The organism is Streptomyces sp. RK9, from assembly GCF_045070545.1.
Classification (GTDB): Bacteria; Actinomycetota; Actinomycetes; order Streptomycetales; family Streptomycetaceae; genus Streptomyces; species Streptomyces alboflavus.
Window position 1 is genome coordinate 3,375,504 of record NZ_CP173704.1, and the last position, 25,154, is coordinate 3,400,657.

Annotated in this window: 3 protein-coding genes and 1 pseudogene; 1 reads left to right on the plus strand and 3 read right to left on the minus strand. The window is 73.3% G+C overall.

The features are described from left to right. Nucleotides 1-16,470 carry an amino acid adenylation domain-containing protein gene (locus AB6L24_RS35075; protein ID WP_405662172.1) on the plus strand — a complete coding sequence of 5,490 codons (16,470 nt, stop codon included), beginning with the start codon at nucleotides 1-3 and terminating at the stop codon, nucleotides 16,468-16,470. A 156-nt stretch (nucleotides 16,471-16,626) separates the two neighbouring features. Here AB6L24_RS35075 and AB6L24_RS35080 read toward each other — a convergent pair whose 3' ends face one another. The 3 genes and pseudogenes from AB6L24_RS35080 to AB6L24_RS35090 form a co-directional block, all read right to left on the minus strand. Further along, nucleotides 16,627-17,841 (minus strand): alpha-hydroxy-acid oxidizing protein, encoded by a 1,215-nt coding sequence (locus AB6L24_RS35080; protein ID WP_405662175.1) that lies wholly within the window; start codon nucleotides 17,839-17,841, stop codon nucleotides 16,627-16,629. Further along, nucleotides 17,838-18,608 carry a thioesterase II family protein gene (locus AB6L24_RS35085; protein WP_405662178.1) on the minus strand — a complete coding sequence of 257 codons (771 nt, stop codon included), beginning with the start codon at nucleotides 18,606-18,608 and terminating at the stop codon, nucleotides 17,838-17,840. The genes AB6L24_RS35080 and AB6L24_RS35085 overlap by 4 nt, the downstream gene beginning before the upstream one ends. A gap of 17 nt (nucleotides 18,609-18,625) precedes the next feature. After that, a pseudogene (locus AB6L24_RS35090) lies at nucleotides 18,626-25,114 on the minus strand (SDR family NAD(P)-dependent oxidoreductase); the annotation flags it as partial. Nucleotides 25,115-25,154 lie beyond the last annotated feature (40 nt).

Consider the following 25,154-nt stretch of genomic DNA (forward strand, 5'->3'; position numbering starts at 1 on the left):
ATGATCCCGTTGTCTTTCGCGCAGCGACGGTTGTGGTTCATCAGCCGCTTCGAGGGCCCCTCGGCGACGTACAACCTTCCCTTCCTGCTCCGCTTCAGCGGCGAGCTGAACACCGCCGCCCTCGAAGCGGCCGTACGCGACGTGGTGGAGCGCCACGAGAGCCTGCGCACCCTCATCGTCGAGAACGCCGACGGCGTCCCGGCGCAGGAGGTCCTCGCGCTCGCCGACGCCCGCCTGGAGATGCCCCTCGTCGAGGTGGCGCCGGAGGCCCTGGAGGCCGCCATCGCCAAGGAGGCCGAGTACGTCCTCGACCTCGCCACCGAGATACCCCTGCGCCCGACGCTGCTCAAGTCGGGCGACCAGGAGCACGTCCTCGTGCTCCTCATCCACCACATCGCCAGCGACGGCGAGTCCATGGGCCCGCTGGCCCGCGACCTCGCCGCCGCCTACCGCGCCCGGCTCGCGGGCACCGCGCCCGACTTCGAGGAACTCCCGGTCCAGTACGTGGACTACACGCTGTGGCAGCGCGAGCTGCTCGGCGACGAGAACGACCCCGAGAGCGTCCTCGCCGCGCAGGTCGAGTACTGGCGCGGCGAGCTGGCCGGCGTCCCGCAGCCCCTCCAGCTGCCCGCCGACCGCCCCCGCCCGCCCGTCGCCAGCCACGAGGGCGACGGCATCAGCCTGCACGTCGACCCCGACCTCGTCGCGAAGGTCGAGCGGCTCGCCCGCGAGCGCGACGTGACCGTCCCGATGGTCATGCAGGCCGCGCTGATGGTCACCCTCCAGCACCTCGGCGCCGGCGAGGACATCGCGCTCGGCTCGACCATCGCGGGCCGCACCGACGACGACCTCACCGAGCTGATCGGCTTCTTCGTCAACACCTGGGTGCTGCGCGGCGACCTCTCCGGCGCCCCGACGTTCGAGCGGCTCCTCGCACAGGTGCAGGACAAGGCGCTCGCGGCGTACGACAACCAGGACGCGCCGTTCGAGCGCCTCGTGGAGATCCTCAACCCCGAGCGCTCCACCGCCTACCACCCGCTCTTCCAGGTCATGTTCACCTGGGAGACCGAGGTCGGCACCGAACTCGAACTGCCCGGCCTGACCACGCGCCTTGAGATGCTGTCGACCACGACGGCCAAGTTCGACCTGGAGTTCAACTACTTCCACGACCCGGCCAAGCAGTCGATGCTGGTGTACCTGGAGTACGCCACCGAGCTGTTCGACCGCCGCACCGCCGAGGCCATCACCGAGCGGTACGTCCGCGTCGTGCGCCAGCTCGTCGAGAGCCCCGCCGCGCCGGTCACCCGCGTCGACATCCTCCAGCCCGGCGAACGCGAGCTGGTCCTCGGCCAGTTCAACGACACCGCGGTCACCACGCCCGCGCTCACCGTGCCCGGCGCCTTCGAGAAGCAGGCGGCGGCGACCCCGGACGCGGTCGCCGTCGTGCACGAGGACACCGAGCTGACGTACGCGGAGCTGAACGCCCGCGCCAACCGGCTCGCCCGCGACCTCATCGGCCGCGGCGTCGGCCCGGAGAGCGTCGTCGGCCTGTGCCTGCCGCGCTCCGCGGACCTCGTCGTCGGCATGCTCGGCATCCTCAAGGCGGGCGGCGCCTACCTGCCGATCGACCCCAAGTACCCGAGCACCCGCCTCGACTTCATCCTCTCGGACGCCAGGCCGCACCTGATCCTCACCGACGCCGACACCGTCGGCGTGCTCCCCGAGAGCCCCGAGGGCTCAGCCGACGCCGCGCCCCGGCTCTTCCTCGGCGACGTCGGCCTCGACACCGCCACGGCCGCCGACGCCGAGCTGACCGACGCCGACCGGACGGCGCCGCTACGCCCGGACCACGTCGCGTACGTGATGTACACCTCCGGCTCCACCGGCACGCCCAAGGGCGTCGCCATCACCCACGGCAACGTCGTCAACGACGTCACGGGGCTCGCGTCCGCCGTGGGCGTCAAGGCCGGTTCGCGGGTGCTCGCGGGCACCTCCATCAACTTCGACGTGTCGGTCTTCGAGACCTTCACCACGCTGTCCACCGGCGGCACCCTCGAAGTGGTCCGCGACGTCCTCGTCATCGGCGAGCGCGGCGGCTGGACCGGCGGCGTCGTCTCCACCGTGCCTTCCGTCTTCGCCGAACTCCTCGACCAGGTCGACGGCAAGATCAACGTCGACGCCGTCGTCTTCGCCGGCGAGGCGCTGCCCGCGACCCTGGTGCAGCGCGTCCGCGAGGTCATCCCCGGCGTGCGCGTCGTCAACGCCTACGGCCAGAGCGAGACGTTCTACGCCACCACCTTCGCGGTGTCCGACACCGACCAGTGGCACGGCACCAGCAGCGCCCCCATCGGCAGCCCCCTCGGCAACGTCCGCACCTACGTCCTCGGCCCGGGCCTGGAGCCCGCCCCCGTCGGCGTCGCGGGAGAGCTCTACGTCGCGGGCGTCGTCGGCCGCGGCTACCACGGCCGCCCCGACCTCACCGCCGACCGCTTCGTCGCCGACCCCTACGGCCCGGCCGGGTCCCGCATGTACCGCACCGGCGACCTCGCGCGCTGGAACGCCGACGGCCGCCTGGAGTACGTCGGCCGCGGCGACGCGCAGGTCAAGGTCCGCGGCTTCCGCATCGAGCCCGGCGAGATCGAGGCCGCGCTCACCGCGCACCCGGGCGTCGCCCAGGCCGTCGTGACCGTCCACCAGAGCCGCGGCAGCAAGCAACTCGTCGGCTACGTCGTGCCCGTGGGCTCCGACGACCGCGTGCGCGCGGGCGACGTCGACAGCCTCGGCGAGCTGGACGTCGACCTGACCATGGTCGTCTCCTCGCGCGAGCTGCGCCGCTTCGTCTCCGCGCGGCTGCCCGAGTTCATGGTTCCGTCCGTCTTCTTGATGCTGGACCGCCTGCCGCTGGCCCCGAACGGCAAGCTGGACCGCAAGGCCCTGCCCGAGCCGGAGTTCACCGGCGGCCAGTACCGCGCCCCGCGCACGCCCACCGAGGAGGTCCTCACCGGCGTCTACGCCGAGGTCCTCGGCCTGGACCGGGTCGGCATCGACGACGACTTCTTCGCCGTCGGCGGCGACTCCATCCGCTCCATCCAGGTCGTCTCCCGGGCCCGCGCCCAGGGCGTCGAGGTCAGCCCCCGGCAGATCTTCGAGTGCCGCACCGTGGCCGAGCTGGCCGACGTCGCGGCGGCCGGGGGCCAGGCCACCGTCCTGGAGGAGCTGGAGGGCGGCGGCGTCGGCTGGATGCCGCTGCTTCCCGCCGGGCACTTCCTGAAGGAACTCGGCGGCGGCAGCGACCGCTTCTCCATGTCGATGGTCCTCGACCTGCCCGTCGGCATCGACGAGACGGGCCTCGTCGCCACCCTGAGCGCCGTCGTCGACCACCACGACATCCTGCGCTCGCGCCTGCTCACCGACGGCGACGGCGGCCTGGAGGTCGCCCCCGCGGGACCCGACCGCGGCTTCGACGTCGCCTCGCTCGTCCACCGCGTCCCCTGCGACGGCCAGTGGGACCAGGCGTGGCGCGAGCGCGCGTTCGCCGAACTCGACGCCGCCACCGACCTCCTGGACCCCGCCGCCGGCAGCATGGCGCGGTTCGTGTGGTTCGACGCGGGCGCCGACAAGCCGGGCCGCCTGCACCTCGTCCTGCACCACTTCGCCGTCGACGGCGTGTCCTGGCGCGTCCTGCTGCCCGACCTCGCCGCCGCCTGGGAGCAGATCAAGGACGGGAGGACCCCCGCGCTCGACCCCGTCTCCACCTCCGTGCGCCGCTGGGCCCACGCCCTGGTGGACGAGGCCGCGACCCCGGAGCGCACCGCCGAGCTGGAGCTGTGGAAGTCCGTCGTCGCCGGGCCCGACCCGGTGCTCGGCAGCCGCCACCTCGACCCGGCGACCGACACCGTCTCCACCGTCGAGCACGTCGTCGTACAGGTGCCCGTGCCCGTCACCGAGCAGCTCCTGACCACGCTGCCCGCGGCCTTCCGCGGCGGCGTCAACGACGGCCTGCTCGCCGCCCTCGCCCTCGCCGTCACCCGCTGGCGGCGCGCCCGCGGCGTGGACGAGCCGACGGTGCTGCTGCGCCTTGAGGGCCACGGCCGCGAGGAGTACGCGGTGCCCGGCGCGGACCTGTCCCGCACCATGGGCTGGTTCACCAGCATGTTCCCGCTGCGCCTGGACCTCGGCGGCATCGACGTCGAGGAGGCCTTCGCGGGCGGCGCCGCCGCCGGTGCCGCGGTCAAGGCCGTCAAGGAGCAGGCACTCGCCATCCCCGACAAGGGCCTCGGCTACGGTCTCCTGCGCTACCTCAACCCGGAGACCGCCGAGATCCTGCGCCGCTACTCCACCGGCCAGATCGCCTTCAACTACCTCGGCCGCTTCTCCACGTCCACGGACATGCCCGACCACCTGCGCGGCCTCGGCTTCGGCCAGGCCGAGGGCACCGCCGACATCCTCGCCGACCTCGACGCGGACATGCCCGCCCTGTCGGTGTTCGACGTCAACGCCCTCGTCCTGGACGCCGAGGAGGGCCCGCAGCTCAACGCCCGCATCGGCTTCCCCGCGGGTGTGCTCTCCGCCGCCGACGTGCGGGACCTCGCCGACCTGTGGATCCAGGCCCTCGAAGGCCTCGCCCAGCACGTGGCGACGCCCGGCGCGGGCGGCCTCACGCCGTCCGACGTGCCGCTGGTGACGACCACGCAGGCCGACATCGAGCTGTGGGAGCGCCGCTACCCGAGCGTGTCCGACGTGTGGCCGCTCACCGCCGCCCAGTCGGGCCTGCTGTTCCACACGATGCTCTCGGACGCCTCCTTCGACGCGTACCAGATGCAGCTCGTCTTCCACCTGTCCGGCAAGGTCGAGCCCGCCCGCATGCGCGCGGCGGGACAGGCCCTGCTCGACCGGTACGCGAGCCTGCGCACCGCGTTCGTCACGGACACCGAGGGCAACCAGGTGCAGCTCGTCCTCGACGAGGTCCCGCTGCCGTGGCTGGAGTTCGACTACAGCTCCCTCGGCGAGGCCGAGCGCGACGCCGCCCTGAAGAAGCTCCTCGCCGACGACCACGCCGAGCACTTCGACCCCGTCAACCCGCCGATGCTGCGGATGACCCTGGTCACCCTCGGCGGGGACCGCGCGGAGCTGGTGTTCACGGCCAACCACGTCCTGTTCGACGGCTGGTCCGTGCCGCTGCTGCTGCAGGACCTCCTGCGCCTGTACGGCTCCGAGGGCGACGCCTCCGAGCTGTCGCGCGTCCGCGGCTACCGGGACTTCCTCGTCTGGCTCGACCAGCAGGACCGCGCCGAGGACACCCGCGTCTGGGCCGGGGAGCTGGCCGGGGTCGACGAGCCCACCCTGCTCGCCCCCGGCGCCCGCCCCGGCGCGGAGCCCGGCGGCATCGGCCAGGTCGACGTGCCGCTGGCCGCCGAGTCCGCCCGTGAGCTGGCCCGCCGCGCCGCCGAGCTCGGCATCACCATGAACACCGTCGTGCAGGGCGCCTGGGGCCTGCTCCTCGCGGAGCTGACCGGCCGCAGGGACGTCGTGTTCGGCGCCACCGTGTCCGGGCGTCCGCCGGTCGTGCCGGGCGTGGACCACATGGTCGGCCTCTTCATCAACACCCTTCCGGTGCGCGTGGAGTGCGCGCCGCGCGAGTCCCTCGCCGACGTCCTCACCGCCCTGCAGAACCGGCAGGGCTCGCTCCTCGACCACCAGCACTTCGGTCTGAGCGACATCCAGAACGCGGTCGGCCTGACCTCGCTGTTCGACACGATCGTCGTCTTCGACTCCTACCCCGTCGACTCCGTCGGCATCACCGACGCCTACGCGTCGGCGGGCCTCGAAGTCACCGGCATCAGCCCGCTCAGCGGAACCCACTACCCGCTGATCGTCTCCGCCGACGCCGAGCCGCACCTGCGCCTCGGCCTGCAGTACCAGCACCACCTCTTCGAGCGCGCGGACGTCGAGGCCATCGCGGCCCGCTTCCACCGCGTCCTGCTCCAGCTCGTGGAGGACCCGCGGATCCCCGCCGGGCACGTCGACATCCTGGAGGCCGACGAGCGCGAGCACGTCCTGCGCGGCCTGAACGACACGGCCGCCGAGACGCCCGCCCTCACCATCCCCGGCCTGTTCGAGCGGCAGGCCGCGGCGACCCCGGACGCGGTCGCGCTCGTGCACGAGGACACGGAGCTGACGTACGCCGAGCTGAACGCCCGCGCCGACCGCCTCGCGCGGGAGCTGATCGCCCGCGAGGTCGGCCCGGAGACGATCGTGGGCCTGGCCCTGCCGCGCTCCGCCGACCTGATCACGGGGCTGCTCGCGGTCCTGAAGGCGGGCGGCGCCTATCTGCCGATCGACCCGAAGTACCCCAGCTCGCGCCTGGACCACATCCTGTCCGACGCGGCGCCGAAGCTGCTCCTCACCGACGCCGACACCGTGGGCGTCCTTCCCGACACGGACATCCCGCGGCTCTTCCTCGGCGACGTGGACCTCGCGTCCGCCACCGCCGACGCCCCGCTCACGGACGCCGACCGCAGGGCCCCGCTCAAGCCGGACAACGTGGCGTACGTGATGTACACGTCGGGCTCGACGGGCACGCCGAAGGGCGTGGCGATCACCCACCACAACGTGGTCAACGGCGTGACCCGCCTCGCCGCGTCCGTGGGCATCGACGCCGGCACGCGCGTCCTCGCGGGCACCTCCGTCAACTTCGACGTGTCGGTCTTCGAGGCCGTCACCACCCTGTCCCGGGGAGGCACCCTGGAGGTCGCCCGGGACGTCCTCGTCATCGGCGAGCAGAACGGCTGGACGGGCGGCGTCGTCTCCACCGTCCCGTCGGTCTTCGCCGAGCTGCTCGACCAGGTCACCGGCGAGATCACCGTGGACTCCGTGGTGTTCGCGGGCGAGGCACTGCCCGCATCGCTCGTGGAGCGCGTGCGTGAGGCCGTCCCCGGTGTGCGGGTGGTCAACGCCTACGGCCAGACCGAGTCGTTCTACGCGACGACGTGGGCGCTGCCCGCGGGCGACACGTGGGCCGGCGCGGGCAGCGCCCCCATCGGCGCGCCGCTCGGCAACATGCGCGCCTACGTCCTCGGTGCGGGCCTCGCGCCCGTCCCGGTGGGTGTCGTGGGCGAGCTGTACATCGCGGGCAACGTGGCGCGCGGCTACTTCGGCCGCGCCGACCTGACCGCGGACCGCTTCGTGGCCGACCCCTACGGCCCGGCGGGCGCCCGCATGTACCGCACCGGCGACCTGGCGCGGTGGAACGCGGACGGGCAGCTGGAGTACGTCGGCCGCGACGACTCCCAGGTCAAGGTGCGGGGCTTCCGCATCGAGCCCGGCGAGGTCGAGGCCGCCCTGACCGCCCACCCGGCGGTCGCCCAGGGCGTGGTCGTGGCCCGTGGCACCGGCACCACCGACAAGCGCCTCGTGGCGTACGTCGTCCCGGCCGGGTCCGCCGAGGACACCGGCACGTTCGACGTCACCGCGCTGCGCGAGTTCGTCGGCGGCAGGCTGCCCGAGTTCATGGTCCCGTCGGCGTTCGTGGTCCTGGAGCGCCTGCCGCTGGCCCCGAACGGCAAGCTGGACCGCAAGGCCCTGCCCGAGCCGGAGTTCACCGGCGCCGAGTACCGCGCCCCGCGCACCGGGCAGGAAGAGGCCCTGTGCGGCCTGTTCGCGGAGGTCCTCGGCCTGGAGCGGGTCGGCATCGACGACAACTTCTTCACCGTCGGCGGCCACTCGCTGCTCGCCACCCGGCTCGTCAGCCGCATCCGCACCACCCTCGACGTCGAGATCCCGATCCGCGTCGTCTTCGCCTCGCCGACCGTCGCGGAGCTCGTCGAGCACCTGACGGGCGGCGGCAGCGTCCGCGCGCAGCTGCGCCGGGCCGAGACCCGCCCCGAGTTCGTGCCGCTGTCGTACGCCCAGCGCCGCCTGTGGTTCATCGACCGCTTCGAGGGCCCGTCGGCGACGTACAACACGCCGTTCCCGCTGCGGCTGACCGGCACCCTGGACGCCGCCGCGTTCGAGGCCGCCGTCAACGACGTGGTCACGCGGCACGAGAGCCTGCGCACGCTGATCATCGACGACAGCGAGGGCGTGCCCTTCCAGAAGGTGCTTCCCGCCGCCGACGTGCACATCGACGTGCCTGTCGTCGACGTCGCGCCCGACGCGCTCGACGACGCCATGGCCGAGGCCGCCGGCTACAGCTTCGACCTGGCCGGCGAGGTCCCGACGCGGGCCACCGTGTTCCGCTGCGGCGAGGACGAGTTCGTCCTGCTGCTGCTCTTCCACCACATCGTCAGCGACGGCGTGTCCATGGGCCCGCTCTCCCGCGACCTCGCCGCGGCCTACACCGCGCGGCTCGCGGGCGAGGCCCCGCAGTGGCCGGAACTGCCCGTCCAGTACGTGGACTACACGCTGTGGCAGCGCGAGCTGCTCGGCGCCGAGGACGACCCGGACAGCGTGCAGTCCGGGCAGGTCGACTACTGGCGCGAGGAGCTGGCGGGCGTGCCCCAGCCGCTCCGCCTGCCCACCGACCGGCCCCGCCCGCCGGCCGCGAGCCACCGCGGCGCCACGGTCGAGTTCGCCCTCGACCGGGACGTCATGGACGCCGTCGAGGAACTGGCCCGGAGGCGCGGCGCGACCGCGTCGATGGTGCTCCAGTCCGCCCTGACCGTGCTCCTGCACGGCCTCGGCGGCGGCGACGACATCACGGTCGGCGCGCCGATCGCCAACCGCACCGACGAACTCCTCGCCGACCTGGTCGGCTTCTTCGTCAACACCTGGGTGCTGCGCGCCGACCTGTCGGGCAACCCCACCTTCGAGGACCTGCTCGACCAGGCCCGCGACAAGTCCCTGGCCGCCTACGACAACCAGGACGTGCCGTTCGAGCGCCTGGTGGAGGTCCTCAACCCGGAGCGCTCCACCGCGTACTCGCCGCTGTTCCAGGTGATGTTCGCCTGGCAGAACTTCAACCGGAACGACTTCGCCCTGCCCGGCCTGGACGTGCGGTTCGAGCGGATCCGCAACGAGAGCGCCAAGTTCGACCTGTTCTTCAACATGGCCGACATCCCCGGCCACGGCGTCGTCGGCCACCTGGAGTACGCCACCGACCTGTTCGACCACGCGAGCGCCCAGGAGATCACCGACCGGTTCATCCGCGTCGTCGGCCTCCTCGCGGCCGACCCGGCGCAGCGCGTCGGCGCCGTCGAGCTGGTCGAGCCCGCCGAGCGCGAGCTCGTCCTGCGCGGCTTCAACGACACCGCGCAGCCGACGCCGGACCTCACCGTCCCCGGCCTGTTCGAGCAGCAGGTCGACAAGCGCCCGCACGCCGTCGCCGTCGTCGACGGCGACACGTCCTGGACGTACCGCGAACTGGACGCCCGTGCCAACCAGTTGGCACGCGAGCTGATCCGGCGCGAGGTGGGCCCGGAGACGATCGTCGGCCTGGCGCTGCCGCGCTCCGCGGACCTGATCGTGGGCCTCCTGGGCGTCCTGAAGGCCGGTGCGGCGTACCTGCCGATCGACCCGAAGTACCCCAGCTCGCGGCTCGACTACATCCTGTCCGACGCGCGGCCGAGGCTGCTGCTCACCGACGCGGACACCGTCGGGGTGCTCCCCGTCAACGACGTGCCGCGGCTCTTCGTCGGCGACCTCGACCTGGAGCCGAGGAAGCGCAACGTCAGAGTCCGCGACAAGGACCGCACGGCCGCGCTCGAGCCGGACAACGTGGCGTACGTGATGTACACGTCGGGCTCGACGGGCACGCCGAAGGGTGTGGCGATCACCCACCACAACGTGGTCAACGGCATCACCCGCCTCGCCGCGTCCGTGGGCATCGACTCCTCCACGCGGATGCTCGCCGCGACCTCGGTCAACTTCGACGTGTCGGTCTTCGAGACCTTCACGACCCTGGCCCAGGGCGGCACCGTCGAGGTGGCCCGCGACGTGCTCGTCATCGGCGAGCGCGGCGGCTGGACGGGCGGCGTCGTCTCCACCGTCCCGTCGGTCTTCGCCGAGCTCCTGGAGCAGGTCGACGGCGAACTCGAGGTCGACTCGGTGGTGTTCGCCGGTGAGGCGCTGCCCGCGGCCCTCGTCGAGCGGGCCCGCGAGGCCATCCCCGGCGTCCGCGTCGTCAACGCCTACGGCCAGACCGAGTCGTTCTACGCGACGACGTTCGCCCTGCCCGCCGACCAGGAGTGGACCGGAGGGGCCAGCGCCCCCATCGGCGCGCCGCTCGGCAACATGCGGGCCTACGTCCTCGGCTCCGGCCTCGCGCCCGTCCCGGTGGGTGTCGTGGGCGAGCTGTACATCGCGGGCAACGTGGCCCGTGGCTACTTCGGCCGCGCCGACCTGACCGCCGACCGTTTCGTCGCCGACCCGTTCGGCCCGGCCGGCGGCCGCATGTACCGCACCGGCGACCTGGCCCGCTGGACCCCCGAGGGGCAGCTGGAGTACGTCGGCCGTGACGACGCGCAGGTCAAGGTGCGCGGCATCCGCATCGAGCCCGGCGAGGTCGAGGCCGCGCTCGCCGAGCACCCCGGCGTCGCCCAGGCCGTCGTGGTCGTCAAGGACGGCCGCGGCACCAAGCAGCTCGTCGGCTATGTGGTCCCCGCGGGCGAGCAGGTCGAGGACGTCAACGCCGACCTCGACCTGACCGCCGGTGTCTCGGTGGAGGAGCTGCGCAAGTTCGCCGCCGGGCGCCTGCCCGAGTTCATGGTGCCCGCGGTGTTCGTGGTCCTCGACCGCCTGCCGCTGGCCCCGAACGGCAAGCTGGACCGCAAGGCCCTGCCCGAGCCGGAGTTCACGGCGGGGGAGTACCGGGCGCCGCGCACCGCCGAGGAGAAGCTTCTCGCCGGGGTGTACGCGGAGGTCCTGGGCCTTGGCCGGGTCGGTGTCGACGACGACTTCTTCGCCGTCGGCGGCGACTCCATCCGCTCCATCCAGGTCGTCTCCCGCGCCAAGGCGCAGGGCGTCGAGATCACCCCGCGGCAGATCTTCGAGTGCCGCACGGTGGCCGAGCTGGCCGTCGCGGCCGTCGAGAACCGGCTCGCGGGCGCGGGCGCGGTCCTGGAGGAGCTGGAGGGCGGCGGCGTCGGCTGGATGCCGCTCCTGCCCGTGGCCCGCTACATGACGACCGAACTCGGCGAGAACACCGACCGGTTCTCCATGTCGACGGTGCTCGACCTGCCGCGTGACATCGACGAGACGGGCCTCTTCGCGACCCTCACGGCCGTCGTCGACGCCCACGACGCGCTGCGCTCCCGCTTCCTCACCGAGGACGAGGGGGCCGAGGGCGGCCTTGAGGTCACCGCGCCCGGCACCGTCGACGTGGCGTCCCTCGTGCACCGCGTGGAGTGCGACGGCGACTGGTCGGCGGAAGCCTGGCAGCGCCTCGCCGCCGCCGAACTCGACGCCGCCACCGGCCGGTTGAACCCGGCGGCCGGGGTGATGGCGCAGTTCGTGTGGTTCGACACCGCCGGCGCCGACACCGCGGGGCGGCTCATCGTCGTCCTGCACCACCTGGTGGTGGACGGTGTGTCCTGGCGCATCCTGGTGCCGGACCTGGCCGCGGCCTGGGAGCAGGTCAAGGCGGGCAAGGCAGTGCAGCTCGCGCCGGTCGCGACGTCGCTGCGCCGCTGGTCGCACGCCCTGAAGGACGAGGCGAACAGCGCGACCCGCACCGCCGAACTCCCTCTGTGGGACGGCATCCTGGACGGCGACGACCCGGTCCTCGGCTCCCGCCCGCTCGACCCGGCGGTGGACGTCACCGCCACGGTGGAGACCGTGTCCGTCAAGCTGCCGGTGGCGGTGACGGAGTCGCTCCTGACGACCGTCCCGGCCGCGTTCCACGGCGGCGTCAACGACGGCCTGCTCGCCGCGCTCGCCCTCGCGGTCTCGCGCTGGCGGGACGAGCGGGGTGTGGCGGAGTCCTCCACGCTGATCCGCCTGGAGGGCCACGGCCGCGAGGAGTACGTCGCTCCGGGCGCGGACGTGTCGCGCACGCTGGGCTGGTTCACGAGCATGTTCCCGGTACGTCTCGACGTCGCCGGGCACGACGTGGCCGAGGCGTTCGCGGGCGGCCGGGCCGCGGGATCCGTGGTCAAGGCGGTCAAGGAGCAGCTGCTCGCCGTGCCGGACAAGGGCATCGGCTTCGGTCTGCTGCGCTACCTCAACCCGGTGACGTCGCTCGCTCTTGAGGGGCGTCCGACGGGCCAGATCGCGTTCAACTACCTCGGCCGGTTCTCCGCCGACGACATGCCCGAGGAACTGCGCGGCCTGGGCTGGAGCATCGCCCCCGACACGGACGCGCTCATCGCCGACCTGAACGCGGAGATGCCCGCCCTCGCCACGGTCGACTTCGCCGCGTACGTCACGGACAGCGCCCAGGGACCCGAGCTCACCGCGAGCGTCGGCTTCCCGACCGGCGTGCTGACCCGCGACGAGGTGCAGCGCCTCGCCGACCTGTGGTGCGAGGCCCTGGACGGCCTCACCCGCCACGCCGCGACCCCGGACGCCGGCGGCCTCACGCCGTCCGACGTGCCGCTCGTCAGCGTCGAGCAGTCCGACATCGAGGCCTGGGAGAAGAGGTACCCCGGCGTCTCGGACATCTGGCCGCTCACGACGATGCAGTCGGGCCTGCTGTTCCACAGCATGCTCGGCGCGAGCGACACCGAGGGCCCGGCCGACGCCCGCGACGCGTACCACATCCAGCTCGTGATGCACCTGTCCGGACAGGTCGACCCGGCCAGGATCCGCACGGCCGGGCAGGCCCTGCTCGACCGGTACGCCAACCTGCGGGCCGCGTTCGTCACCGACGCGCGCGGCGAGCAGGTCCAGCTCATCGTGGACGGCGCCCGACTCCCCTGGAGCGAGGCCGACCTGAGCGCGCTGCCCGAGGGCGAGCGCGAGGAGGCGTTCGAGAAGCTGCTCGCCGAGGACCAGGTCACCCACTTCGACCCGGCCTCCGCGCCGCTGCTGCGGATGTGCCTGGTCAAGATGGACGACAACCTCTCCGAGCTGGTCTTCAGCGCCCACCACGTGCTGTACGACGGCTGGTCCTTCCCCATGCTCATCCAGGACCTGCTGCGCCTGTACGGCTCCCACGGCGACCCCGCAGACTTGCCGCGCGTCCGCAGCTACCGGGAGTTCCTGGCCTGGCTCTCGCAGCAGGACCGGGGCGAGGCGGCCCGGGCCTGGGCGCAGGAGATGGACGGCGTCGAGGAGCCGACGATGCTCGCTCCGGGTGCCTCGGAGGAGCAGGGCGGCCTGGACATGGTCGAGGTGCCGCTGCCCACGGAGGACGCCCGCACGCTGTCGCGGCGCGCCTCGGAGCTGGGCATCACCCTCAACACCCTGGTGCAGGGCGCCTGGGCGCTGGCACTCGGGCAGTTGACGGGCCGTCAGGACGTCACCTTCGGCGCCACCGTCTCCGGACGACCCCCGTCGGTCACCGGCGTCGACACCATGGTCGGGCTCTTCATCAACACCCTGCCCGTCCGCGTCACGGCCGAGCCCGGCCAGACCCTCGCCCAGCTCCTCACCGGACTCCAGGACCGCCAGGCCGCGCTCCTCGACCACCACCACTACGGCCTCTCCGACATCCAGCAGGCGACCGGGCTCAGCACGCTCTTCGACACCATCGTGGTGTTCGAGTCGTTCCCGGTCGACCACGCGGGCATGAGCGACGCCAACGCCACGGCGGGCATCGCGGTGACGGGCCTGCGCGCGTCCAGCGGCACGCACTACCCGCTGATCGTGGGCGCCGACGCCTCGCCGCACCTGCGCATGGGCCTGCAGTACCAGGACACCATGTACGACAAGGATGTGGTGAAGGGCATCGCGGGTCGCCTCGGCCGGGTGCTCCAGCAGATCGCGGCCGACCCGGAGACGCCCGTCAAGGACGTCGACGTGCTCGAGCCGGGGGAGCGGGAGCGGCTGCTCGTCGCGTACAACGACACGGCCGCCGAGACGCCCGACCTCACCGTGCCCGGCCTCTTCGAGGAGCAGGCCGCGCGGACGCCCGACGCGGTCGCCGTGGACTTCGGCGACACGTCGTGGACGTACCGCGAACTGGACGCCCGCGCCAACCGGCTCGCACGTGAGCTGATCCGGCGCGAGGTGGGCCCGGAGACGATCGTCGGCCTGGCGCTGCCGCGCTCGGCGGAGCTGATCGTGGGTCTGCTCGGTGTCCTGAAGGCCGGTGCGGCGTACCTGCCGATCGACCCGAAGTACCCCAGCTCGCGCCTGGACTACATCCTGTCCGACGCGCGGCCGAGGCTGCTGCTCACCGACGCGGACACCGTCGGCGTCCTGCCGGACAACGACATCCCGCGTCTGTTCGTCGGCGACCTCGACCTGGAGCCGAAGCAGCGCAACGCCAAGGTCCGCGGCCAGGACCGGGTGGCGCCGCTGCGGCCGGACAACGTGGCGTACGTGATGTACACCTCCGGCTCGACCGGCACGCCGAAGGGCGTCATGGTCACGCACGCCAACGTGGTCAACGGCATCACGCGCCTCGTCGAGCGGGTCGGCGGCGCGGGCTCGCGGATGCTCGCGGGCACCTCGGTCAACTTCGACGTGTCGGTCTTCGAGACCTTCACGACGCTGTCGACCGGCGGCACCCTCGAAGTGGTCCGGGACGTCCTGGTGATCGGCGAGCGCAACGGCTGGACGGGCGGCGTGATCTCCACGGTCCCGTCGGTCTTCGCCGAACTCCTCGACCAGGTCACCGGGGAGATCAGCGCCGAGTCCGTGGTCTTCGCCGGCGAGGCGCTGCCCGCCGCGCTCGTGGAGCGGGTCCGCGAGGCCATCCCGGGCGTCCGCGTGGTCAACGCCTACGGCCAGACCGAGTCGTTCTACGCGACGACGTTCGCCCTGCCCGCGGGCCAGGAGTGGGCCGGCACCGGCAGTGCGCCGGTCGGCACCCCGCTCGGCAACATGCGGGCGTACATCCTCGGCCCGACCCTCGCCCCGGCACCCGAGGGCGTCGTCGGCGAGCTGTACGTGGCGGGCGCCGTCAGCCGCGGCTACTTCGGCCGCGCCGAGCTGACCGCCGACCGCTTCGTCGCCGACCCGCACGGCCCCGCCGGGTCGCGGATGTACCGCACCGGTGACCTGGCCCGCTGGAACGCGGACGGGCAGCTGGAGTACGTCGGCCGCGACGACGCGCAGGTCAAGGTGCGGGGCTTCCGCATCGAGCCCGGTGAGGTCGAGGCGGCGCTCACGGCGCACCCGGAGGTGGCGCAGGGCGTGGTCGTGGCCCGCGGCACCGGGACGGTGGACAAGCGCCTGGTGGCGTACGTCGTCCCGGCCGGGGCGCGGGACGTCGACACGTTCGACGTCACGGCGCTGCGGGAGTTCGTGGCCGGGAAGCTGCCCGAGTTCATGGTGCCGTCGGCGTTCGTGGTCCTGGAGCGCCTGCCGCTGGCCCCGAACGGGAAGCTGGACCGCAAGGCGCTGCCCGAGCCGGAGTTCACGGGGGTCGAGTACCGGGCCCCGCGCACCCCGCAGGAGGAAGTCCTGTGCGGCCTGTTCGCGGAGGTCCTCGGCCTGGAGCGGGTCGGCATCGACGACGACTTCTTCACCGTCGGCGGCCACTCGCTGCTCGCGACCCGGCTCGTCAGCAGGATCCGTACGGTCCTCGGTGTCGAGATCCCGATGCGGGTCGTGTTCCAGTACTCCACGGTCGCGGACATGGCCGACTGCCTGACCTCGGGCAGGGAGTCGTTCAGCTTCACCGACCCGTTCGGTGTGGTGCTCCCGATGAAGACCGACGGCGACGGCGGACCCCTCTGGTTCATCCACCCCGGCGTCGGCCTGTCCTGGGTCTACCTCGGCTTCGCCACGCAACTCGGCGACCGGCCCGTGTACGGCATCCAGGCGCGGGGCTTCGACGGCTCCGAACTGCCGGGCTCCGTCGACGAGATGGTCGCGGACTACCTGGAGCAGATCCTCGCCGTCCAGCAGGAAGGCCCCTTCCGACTCGTCGGCCTGTCCATCGGCGGCACCCTGGCGCACGCCCTCGCGGGCGAACTCCAGGCGCGCGGCCACGAGGTGACGCTGCTCGGCCTGCTCGACTGCGTGCCCGCGGAGTGGTTCGCGCGGAACAACACGTCCCTGGAGATGGCCGAGGTGGAGGACGTCCTCGCCGGGTACATCCCGCACACGGGCCCGGAGGGCGACGCCGACGCCGCCGACGGGGCCGGGGGCGGCGAGCGGAACTCGCTCGTGAGGAACGCGTCCGTCATCGCCGTCCGGCACACGGACATGATGATGGAGTACACGCAGCCGAAGTACCGCGGCGACGCGGTGTTCTTCAACGCGACGCTGAACCCCGACGAGACGTACGCCCCGCAGTGGGCGGCGTACATCGACGGGACGGTTGAGGAGCACGACATCCACTCCACGCACATGGGGATGTACCTGCCGCGTCCTGCGGCGGAGATCTGCCGGATCCTCAGCCGTCACCTCGACAGCGAGTAGGCGGTACGAGGAAACCCCGAAGGGGGCGAGGCCGGAAGGCTTCGCCCCCTTCGGGGTTCCTGAGGCTTCGACGCCGGGCCGCACACGACGAAGCGGTCCTGGCCCGCGCCTTTCGGCGCGGGCCAGGACCGCTTCAGTGCGTCGTGCCGACCGCGGTTACGTGAGCGGACCCGACGGGACCACCAGGTCCCGGGTGATGTCCGCGATCGTCCTGCTGCCCGTGAGGGTCATCGCCAGGTCCAGATCGGCGAGCAGACACCGCAGGACGTGCTCCACGCCCGCCTGTCCGTCGAGCGCGAGACCGTACAGGTACGGCCTGCCGAACAGGATCGCGTCCGCGCCGAGCGCGAGCGCCTTGACCACGTCCGTGCCCGTGCGCACCCCCGAGTCCATCAGGACCGGGACGTCGGGCCCGAGGGCCGCGCGCACCGCCGGCAGCGCGTCGAGCGCGGCCACGCCGCCGTCCAGCTGACGGCCGCCGTGGTTGGAGACCACGACGCCGTCCGCGCCGGACGCGAGCGCCTTGCGGGCGTCGTCCGGGTGCTGGACGCCCTTGATGAGGATGGGCAGGTCCGTCCACGACCGAAGGCGCGGCAGGTCGTCCCAGGTGAGCGTCGGGTTGGACGAGATCTGCGCCCACTGCCCGACGGCCGCCATGGTCCCGCCGCCCTCGGGCAGCCGGGCCTGGAACGCCGGGTCGCTGGTGAAGTTGGCGATGCCCTGGCCGTGCACGAACGGGATGTACGCGGTGTCCATGTCGCAGGGCCGGTAGCCGAAGGTGGGGTTGTCCACCGTGACCACGATCGCCGCGTACCCGGCCGGAGCGATCCGGCGGACCAGGGACTCGGCCACCTCCGGGTCGTTCGGCCAGTACAGCTGGTACCAGCGCGGCTCGCTCCCGGCCGCCTTCGCCACGTCCTCCATGGAGTGCGAGGAGAAGGACGACAGGACGAACGGCAGGCCGACCTCGGCGGCGGCGCGGACCGAGGCCAGCTCGCCCTCGGGGTGCGCCACCGTCTGCGCGGCCACCGGCGCGAGCAGCACCGGCGCGTCCAGGCGCTGCCCGAACAGGGTCACCGACATGTCCCGTTCGCTGACGCCCTTCCACATGCGCGGCAGCAGCCGCCAGCGCTCGAACGCCTCGCGGTTGACGTGACCGGTGGTGCCGGTGCCCGCGTCACCCGCTATGTAGGCGTGCGCGTGCGGTTCGAGGACCGCGCGCGCCGCCTCCTCCAGCGTCGTCAGGTCCGTGGACAGCTTCGGCCGCTGCCCGGAGATCCCGGCCAGATAGATGTCCCGGACCATCTCGGCCCGCGGCGGCCGGGGCGTCCCCGCCTGCACGGCCCGTGTCCCTCCGGTCTGCTCGCTCATGCGCCGCCCGCCTCTCCGGCCGCGCGCGCCAGGTCCTCACGGATGACGCGGGCGAGCAGCGGGACCACCGCCGGGTCGGGCTCGGTGAGGGCGAAGTGGCCGCCGGGGATCAGCTCCAGGCGGTACTCGCCCGTGGTGTGCCGCTCCCAGTCGGCCATCTGCTCGGCCGTGTTCTTCGGGTCGTCCTGCGCGAGCAGGACCGTGAGCGGCGCCGTGATCGCGGCGCCGTCCTTGGCCTGGTAGCGGCCGAGGACCTCTTGGTCGCCGCGCATCAGCCGGATCATCTCGCCGACCATTTCGGGGTCGTTGAGGATGATGTCCGGCACGCCGCCGAGCCACCGGATGTGGCCGAGGATCTCCTCGTCGGAGTGCGCCCCGTCGGCGTGCGCCCGCCAGTCGGCCGACGGTGGCCACGCCGCCGACGCGAAGAGGCGGGCCAGGCCGGCCCGCTCCTGCAGGAGACGGGCCGACTCGAAGGCCACGAGCGAGCCGAAGCTGTGCCCGAGCAGGAACAGCGGCCGGTCGTCGAAGTCGGCGAGCGCGTCCACGATGCCCGTGGCGAGCGTCGTCACGTCCTCGGCGAACGGCTCCGCCCTGCGGTCCTGCCGCCCCGGGTACTGCACGGCGAGCAGTTCGACATCGGCGGGCAGCTTCGCCGACAGCGCGGTGAAGGCGATCGAGGGGCCACCGGCGTGCGGGAAGCACACCAGGCGGGCCTTGGCGTCGGGCTTCGCATGGAACGTACGAATCCATTTGTTGCGACTCATCGTGTGGGTCCCGTTCCTCAGGAGCCGAGCTTGGTGAGCAGGGCGTTCAGACGGTCGGTCACGGTGTCGCGCACCGTGTCACCGAGTTGTGCCCCGGTGACGTCGGCGAACACCGACTCCAGCTTGGTGATCTCGTCGAGCAGCGCCTGCGGGTCACCGGCGGCGTCCGCGGGGCCCGCGGCCTCGGCGGTGTCGGCAGCGTTTTCTACGTAGCCCTGCTCCGCCTTCAGGTGCTCCACCAGCTCGGCCGGGGTCGGCCAGTCGTAGATGAAGGTGGCGGGCAGCTTCACGCCCGTGGTGCCGCCGAGCCGGTTGCGCAGCTCCACCGCCGTCAGCGAGTCGAAGCCGATCTGGTCGAAGGCGCCGTGCGGGTCGACGACCGCGGCGGACGCGTGGCCGAGGACGGCCGCGACCTCCTGCAGGACCGTGTCCAGGAGCCGGTCGCCGGTGCCCGCGCTCTGGGCGGGGGCGTCGGCGCCGCCCGCCGCGGCCTTGCGGGCGGCGGCCGGGACCAGGTTCTTGAGCAGCGCCGGGATCGCGCCGCCGTTCGCGACCTGCTCGCGCAGCCCCTCCAGGTGCCACGCGGCGGCCACGGCCACCGCGGAGTCCCTGCGGACCGCCGCGTCGAGCAGCTCCAGGCCCCGCTCCGACGTCAGCGGCGCCACGCCGATGCGGCTCATGCGCGTGATGTCGGTCTCGGTCAGGCCGGAGCCCATGCCGCCGACGCCCTCCCACAGGCCCCACGCGATGGACACGCCGGGCTTGCCGATGGAGCGCCGGTACTCGACGAGGCCGTCGAGGAAGGAGTTGCCCGCGGCGTAACCGCCCTGCGCGGGCGAGCCCATGGTGCCCGCGAGCGAGGAGAACAGCACGAACGCGTCCAGGCCCAGGTGCTCGGTCAGCTCGTGCAGGTTCAGGGCCGCGTCCACCTTCGGGCGCAGCGACCGGTCCAGGCTCTCCGGGGTGAGGTCCGCGAGGATGCCGTCGTCCAGGACGCCCGCCGCGTGCAGGACGCTGCCGACGTGCACGCCGTCCGCCGCGAGGGAGTCCAGGGCCGCGGCGAGCGCGTCCCGGTCCGCCGCGTCGCACGCCACCACACGCACGTCCACGCCCTGCGCCCGCAGCTCGTCGATGTCGCGCCGCGCGTCCTCCTTCGGCGCGCCACGGCCCATCAGGACCACGCTGCGCGCGCCGTGCTCGGCCACGAGGTGCTTGGCGACGAGACGGCCGAGCCAGCCCAGGCCGCCGGTGATGAGGGCGGCGCGGGTGGTGTCGTACGGCTCGTCCGGGTCGGAGAGGGCGAGGACGACCTTGCCGATGTGCCGGGCCTCGCTCAGGTAGCGGAACGCCTCCGGGGCGCGCCGGATGTCCCACACCGAGATCGGCGGGGCCTTGAGGGCGCCCTGCTGGAACAGCTCCAGGAGCTCCAGGAGCATGCCCTGGATGCGGTCCGGGCCGGGCTCGCGCACGTCGTAGGCGCGGTAGTTCACGCCCTCGTGCCGCGCGGCCACCTCCGCCGGGTCGCGCCGGTCGGTCTTGCCCATCTCCAGGAACCGGCCGCCGCGCGGGAGGAGGCGCAGCGACGCGTCGGCGAACTCGCCCGCGAGGGAGTTCAGGACGACGTCGACGCCCTTGCCGCCGGAGACGCCCAGGAAGGACTGCTCGAAGTCGAGCGTCCGGGAGGAGGCGATGTGGTCGTCGGCGACACCCGCGGCGCGCAGCGCGTCCCACTTGCCCTGGCTGGCCGTCGAGTAGACCGTGGCGCCGAGGTGCCTGGCGATCTGGATGGCCGCGGTGCCGACGCCGCCGGCGCCCGCGTGGATGAGGACCGACTCGCCCTCGCCGAGCCCGGCCAGGTCCACCAGGCCGTAGTACGCGGTCAGATACGTCACCGGGACCGCGGCGGCCTGCCGGAACGACCAGCCGTCGGGGATCCGGCACACCAGGCGGTGGTCGGTCACCGTGTTCGGGCCGACGCCGTTGATCAGACCCATCACGCGGTCGCCGGGCTTCAGGTCCGTGACGCCGGGGCCGACCTCGACGACGACACCCGCGCCCTCGCCGCCACCGCCGTTGTCGGACGCGTTGGCGTCGACGGAGGCGTGGATGACGCCGAGCGCGAGCAGCGCCTCACGGAAGTTCAGGCCCGCCGCGCGCAGGCGGAGGCGGATCTGGCCCTCCTTGAGGGGCTCGGCGATCTCCGGCCACGGCTCGAAGGTCAGGTTCGCGAACGACGACTTGGCGACGTAGTCCAGGTACCAGTTCGGCTCGTTCAGCGGCGGGCGCAGCGTGGTGCCCGCGGCCGTGGTGCTGAGGGCCGGGCGGTAGCCGGTGCCGCCGCGCAGGGCGAGCTGCGGCTCGTCGGCGGCGACGGCGACCGCGCCCGCGAGCGCCGCCCGCGCACCGGCCGTGCCGTCCTCGTCCAGGAGCGCGAAGCGGCCCGGGTGCTCGGCGACCGCGGAGCGCAGCAGACCCCACACGGCGCGCTGGCCGAGCCGTCCGGTGGGCTGCTCGGCGTCCACGGCGACCGCGCCGCGCGTGACCGCGACCAGGCGCGTCGTCGACAGGCGGTCGTCGGCGAGCAGGAGCTGAGCGGTCGTCAGGACGTGCCGCAGGGCGTCACGGACGGCCGCCGGGTCCGGCGTCCCGTCGGCGGCGCCCGCCGCGACGGGCAGCAGGATGACCTCGGGGGCCTCCTCGCCCTCGTCCAGGGCGTTGGACAGGGACGCCTGGTCGGCGAAGCGGCGCGGCACGACGCCGTGCAGCGACTCGTCGGCGAAGTCGCCGATGACCGCCCACAGGTCCGTGTCACCGGTCGCGGGCAGCTCGTCGACGGCCTCCCACGACGGCACGTACAGGCCGTCGCGGTCGCTCGCGGACGCCATCGCGGCCGGGCGCAGGGCCAGCGAACCGATCGACGCGACCGGCTCGCCCGCGGCGTCGGCGACGTCCACGGAGATCGCGTTCTGGCCCGCCGGGGCGAGCCGCACGCGCAGCGCCGCGTCGGCGGTGCCGAGGGTGCGGGCGTTGTTCCAGGCGTAGGGCAGCAGCGTCTTGCCGCCCGAGGTGTCGGTCAGGCCGCCGGCCGCCGACGGGTGCAGGGCCGCGTCGAGCAGCGCCGGGTGCAGGCCGTAGCCGCCCGTGCCGGGCTGCTTGCCGTCCGGCAGCGCCACCTCGGCGAACACCTCGTCGCCGCGCTTGTACATCGCCTTGACGCCGCGGAACACCGGGCCGTACGACAGGCCCTTCGCGGTGAGGTCGGCGTACAGGTCGTCCAGGGCGACGGGCAGTTCCTCGGCGTCCCGCGGCGGCCACACGGTGAGGTCGGCGGGGGCCGCCTCGTCGGTGGCCTTCGTGACGGACCCGCCGGCGTTGCGCAGCCAGCCGCCGAGTTCGGCGTCGCCCTCGCGGCGCGAGTGGATCGTCACCTCACGGCTGCCGGTGGCGTCGGGGGCCGCGAGGAACACCCGCAACTGGACCTCGCTGTCCTCGGCGACGATGAGGGGCGCCTCCAGGAGCAGCTCCTCCACGACGTCGTAGCCCGCCTCGCGGGCGGAGCGCGCGGCCAGGTCGAGCAGGGCCGTGCCCGGCACCAGGACCTGGTCGCCGACCTTGTGGTCGGCGAGCCACGCGTGCGTGGCCAGGGAGAGGCGGCCGGTCAGCAACAGGCCGTCCAGCTCGGGGAGTTCGGCGACGGCCGTCAGCATCGGGTGGTCGAGCGCGACCAGACCGGCCGAGCGCACGTCACCGGTGACGACGCGCTTGTCGAGCCAGTACGGGCGGTGCTGGAAGGCGTACGTCGGCAGCTCGACGCGGTGTCCGCCGTGGCCCGCGAACACCGCGGCCCAGTCGACGTCGCCGCCGCTCGTGTGGGTGCGGCCGAGCGCGGCGAGCAGCGTCTCGGTCTCCGCGTGGCGGCGGCGCAGCGAGGGGATCAGCTCGTGCGCGGTGCGCGCGACGCGCTGCTCGGCGAGGCAGTCCGCGGCCATCGCGGTGAGGTCGCCGGACGGGCCCATCTCCAGGAACCGCACGCAGCCGTCGGCGGCCAGGCTGTGCACACCGTCCTGGAAGCGGACGGCGCTCAGCATGTGCCGCACCCAGTAGTCCGGGTCGGCAAGCTCGTCGGGCTCCACGGGCTGCCCGGTGAGGTCCGAGACGACCGTCAGCTCGGGGAAGTTGAACTCCAGGCTCGCGGCGAGCGCGCGGAACTCGGCGAGCGCCGGCTCCATCAGCGGGGAGTGGAAGGCGTGACTGACCTTCAGCCAGGTCGCCTTGCCACCCGCCTCCTCGAACGGCTTGATGGCGGCGGCCAGCGCCTCCTTGTCGCCGGACAGCACGGTCGCGGCGGGGCCGTTCACGGCGGCGAGGGACACCTTGCCCTCGAACCCGCCGAGGAGCTCGACCGCCTCCTCCTCGGAGGTGCGCAGCGCCACCATCGCGCCGCCCGCGGGCAGCTGCTGCATGATGCGGCCGCGGGTGACGGCCAGCTGCGCGGCGTCCTGAAGGGAGAGCACACCGGCCGCGTGCACGGCCCCGAACGCGCCGACGGAGTGGCCGAGCACGGCGTCCGGGCGGATGCCCCACGACTCGAAGAGCCGGAACAGCGCCACCTCGACGGCGAACAGCGCGGGCTGCGTGTACTCGGTGCGGTTCAGGAGCTCGGCCTCGGGCGAGCCCTCGGCGGCGAAGACCACCTCGGACAGCGGCTTGGCCAGGTGCGGGTCGACCACGGCGCACACGGCGTCGAAGGCCGCGGCGTACGCGGGGAACGTGTCGTACAGGTCCTTGCCCATGCCCGGACGCTGCGAGCCCTGCCCGGCGAAGAGGAACGCGGTGCGGCCCTCGGCGGCCTTGCCGCGCACGACCTCGGCGCCCGCCGTGTCGTCGGCGAGGGCGCGCAGCTGGGTGAGCAGCGACGCGCGGTCGGCGGCCGTCAGGACGGCGCGGTGCGCCAGGTGGGCGCGCGCGGTGGCCAGGGTGAGGCCGAGCGGCGCGAGGCCGTCGGCGGTCACGGCGGGCTCGGCCGTCAGGTGCTGGTGCAGCCGGTCGGCCTGGGCGCGCAGGGCGGCCTCGGTGGTGGCCGACAGGACGTGCGGGACGGCGGGCAGCGGCTTGGCGGCCGGCTCCTCGGCGGGCCGCTCGGCGGGCTCGGGGGCCTGCTCCAGGATGACGTGCGCGTTGGTGCCGCCGATGCCGAAGGAGGACACGGCCGCGCGCCGGGGGCGGTCGACCTGCGGCCACGGCTTGGCCTCGGTGAGCAGCTCCAGCGTGCCGGTCGACCAGTCGACGTTCGGGCTGGGCTCGTCCACGTGCAGCGTCTTCGGCATCACGCCGTGCTGCAGCGCCATCGTCAGCTTGATGAGGCCACCGACACCGGCGGCCGCCTGCGCGTGCCCGATGTTGGACTTCAGGGAGCCCAGGTACAGCGGGTTGTCCGCGGTGCGGGCCGCGCCGTACGTGGCGAGCAGCGCACCCGCCTCCAGCGGGTCGCCGAGCGGCGTGCCCGTGCCGTGCGCCTCCAGGAGGTCGACGTCGGCGCCGCTCAGGCCGGTGCCCGCGAGCGCCTGCTTGATCAGGGCTTCCTGGGCCGGGCCGTTGGGCGCGGTCAGGCCGTTGCTCGCGCCGTCCTGGTTGACGGCCGAGCCGCGCACCACCGCGAGCACGGGGTGGCCGAGGCGGCGGGCGTCGGACAGGCGCTCGACGAGGAGCAGGCCCGCGCCCTCCGCCCAGGCGGTGCCGTCGGCGGACGCCGCGAAGGACTTGCAGCGGCCGTCCTTGGACAGGCCGCGCTGACGGCTGAACTCCACGAAGGAGTTGGGGGTCGCCATCAGCGTCGCGCCGCCCGCGAGGGCCAGCGAGCACTCGCCGCGGCGCAGCGAGTTCACGGCCAGGTGCAGCGCCACCAGGGACGACGAGCACGCCGTGTCCACCGTGATCGCCGGGCCCTGCAGGCCGAAGGTGTACGACACGCGGCCGGAGGCGACGCTGCCGGTGCTGCCGATGGTCAGGTACGCCTCGTACTCCTCCGGGGCGGGGGACAGGCGCGCCGCGTAGTCGTCGTACATCGTGCCGACGAACACGCCGGTGCGGCTGCCGCGCAGCGTCGCGGGGTCGATGCCCGCGCGCTCGAAGGCCTCCCAGGCGGTCTCCAGGAGGAGCCGCTGCTGGGGGTCGATCGCGTGCGCCTCACGCGGGGAGATGCCGAAGAACTCGGGGTCGAACTGGGCGGCGTCGTAGAGGAACCCGCCCTGCTCGACGTAGGAGGTGCCGGCGTGGTCGGGGTCCGGGTCGAACAGGTTGGACAGGTCCCAGCCGCGGTCGGTGGGGAAGTCCCCGACCGCGTCGACCTCGTCGGTGACCAGCTGCCACAGGTCCTGCGGCGAGCTGACGCCGCCGGGGAAGCGGCAGCCCATGCCGACGATCGCGATCGGCTCCTCGTCGCGCTCCTTGGCGCGGGCGTTCGCGGCCTTCAGCCGCTCGTTCTCCTTCAGCGCGGCCCGCAACGCGTCGACGACTTGCTGGGGTGATGTGGACGCCATCGTGTCT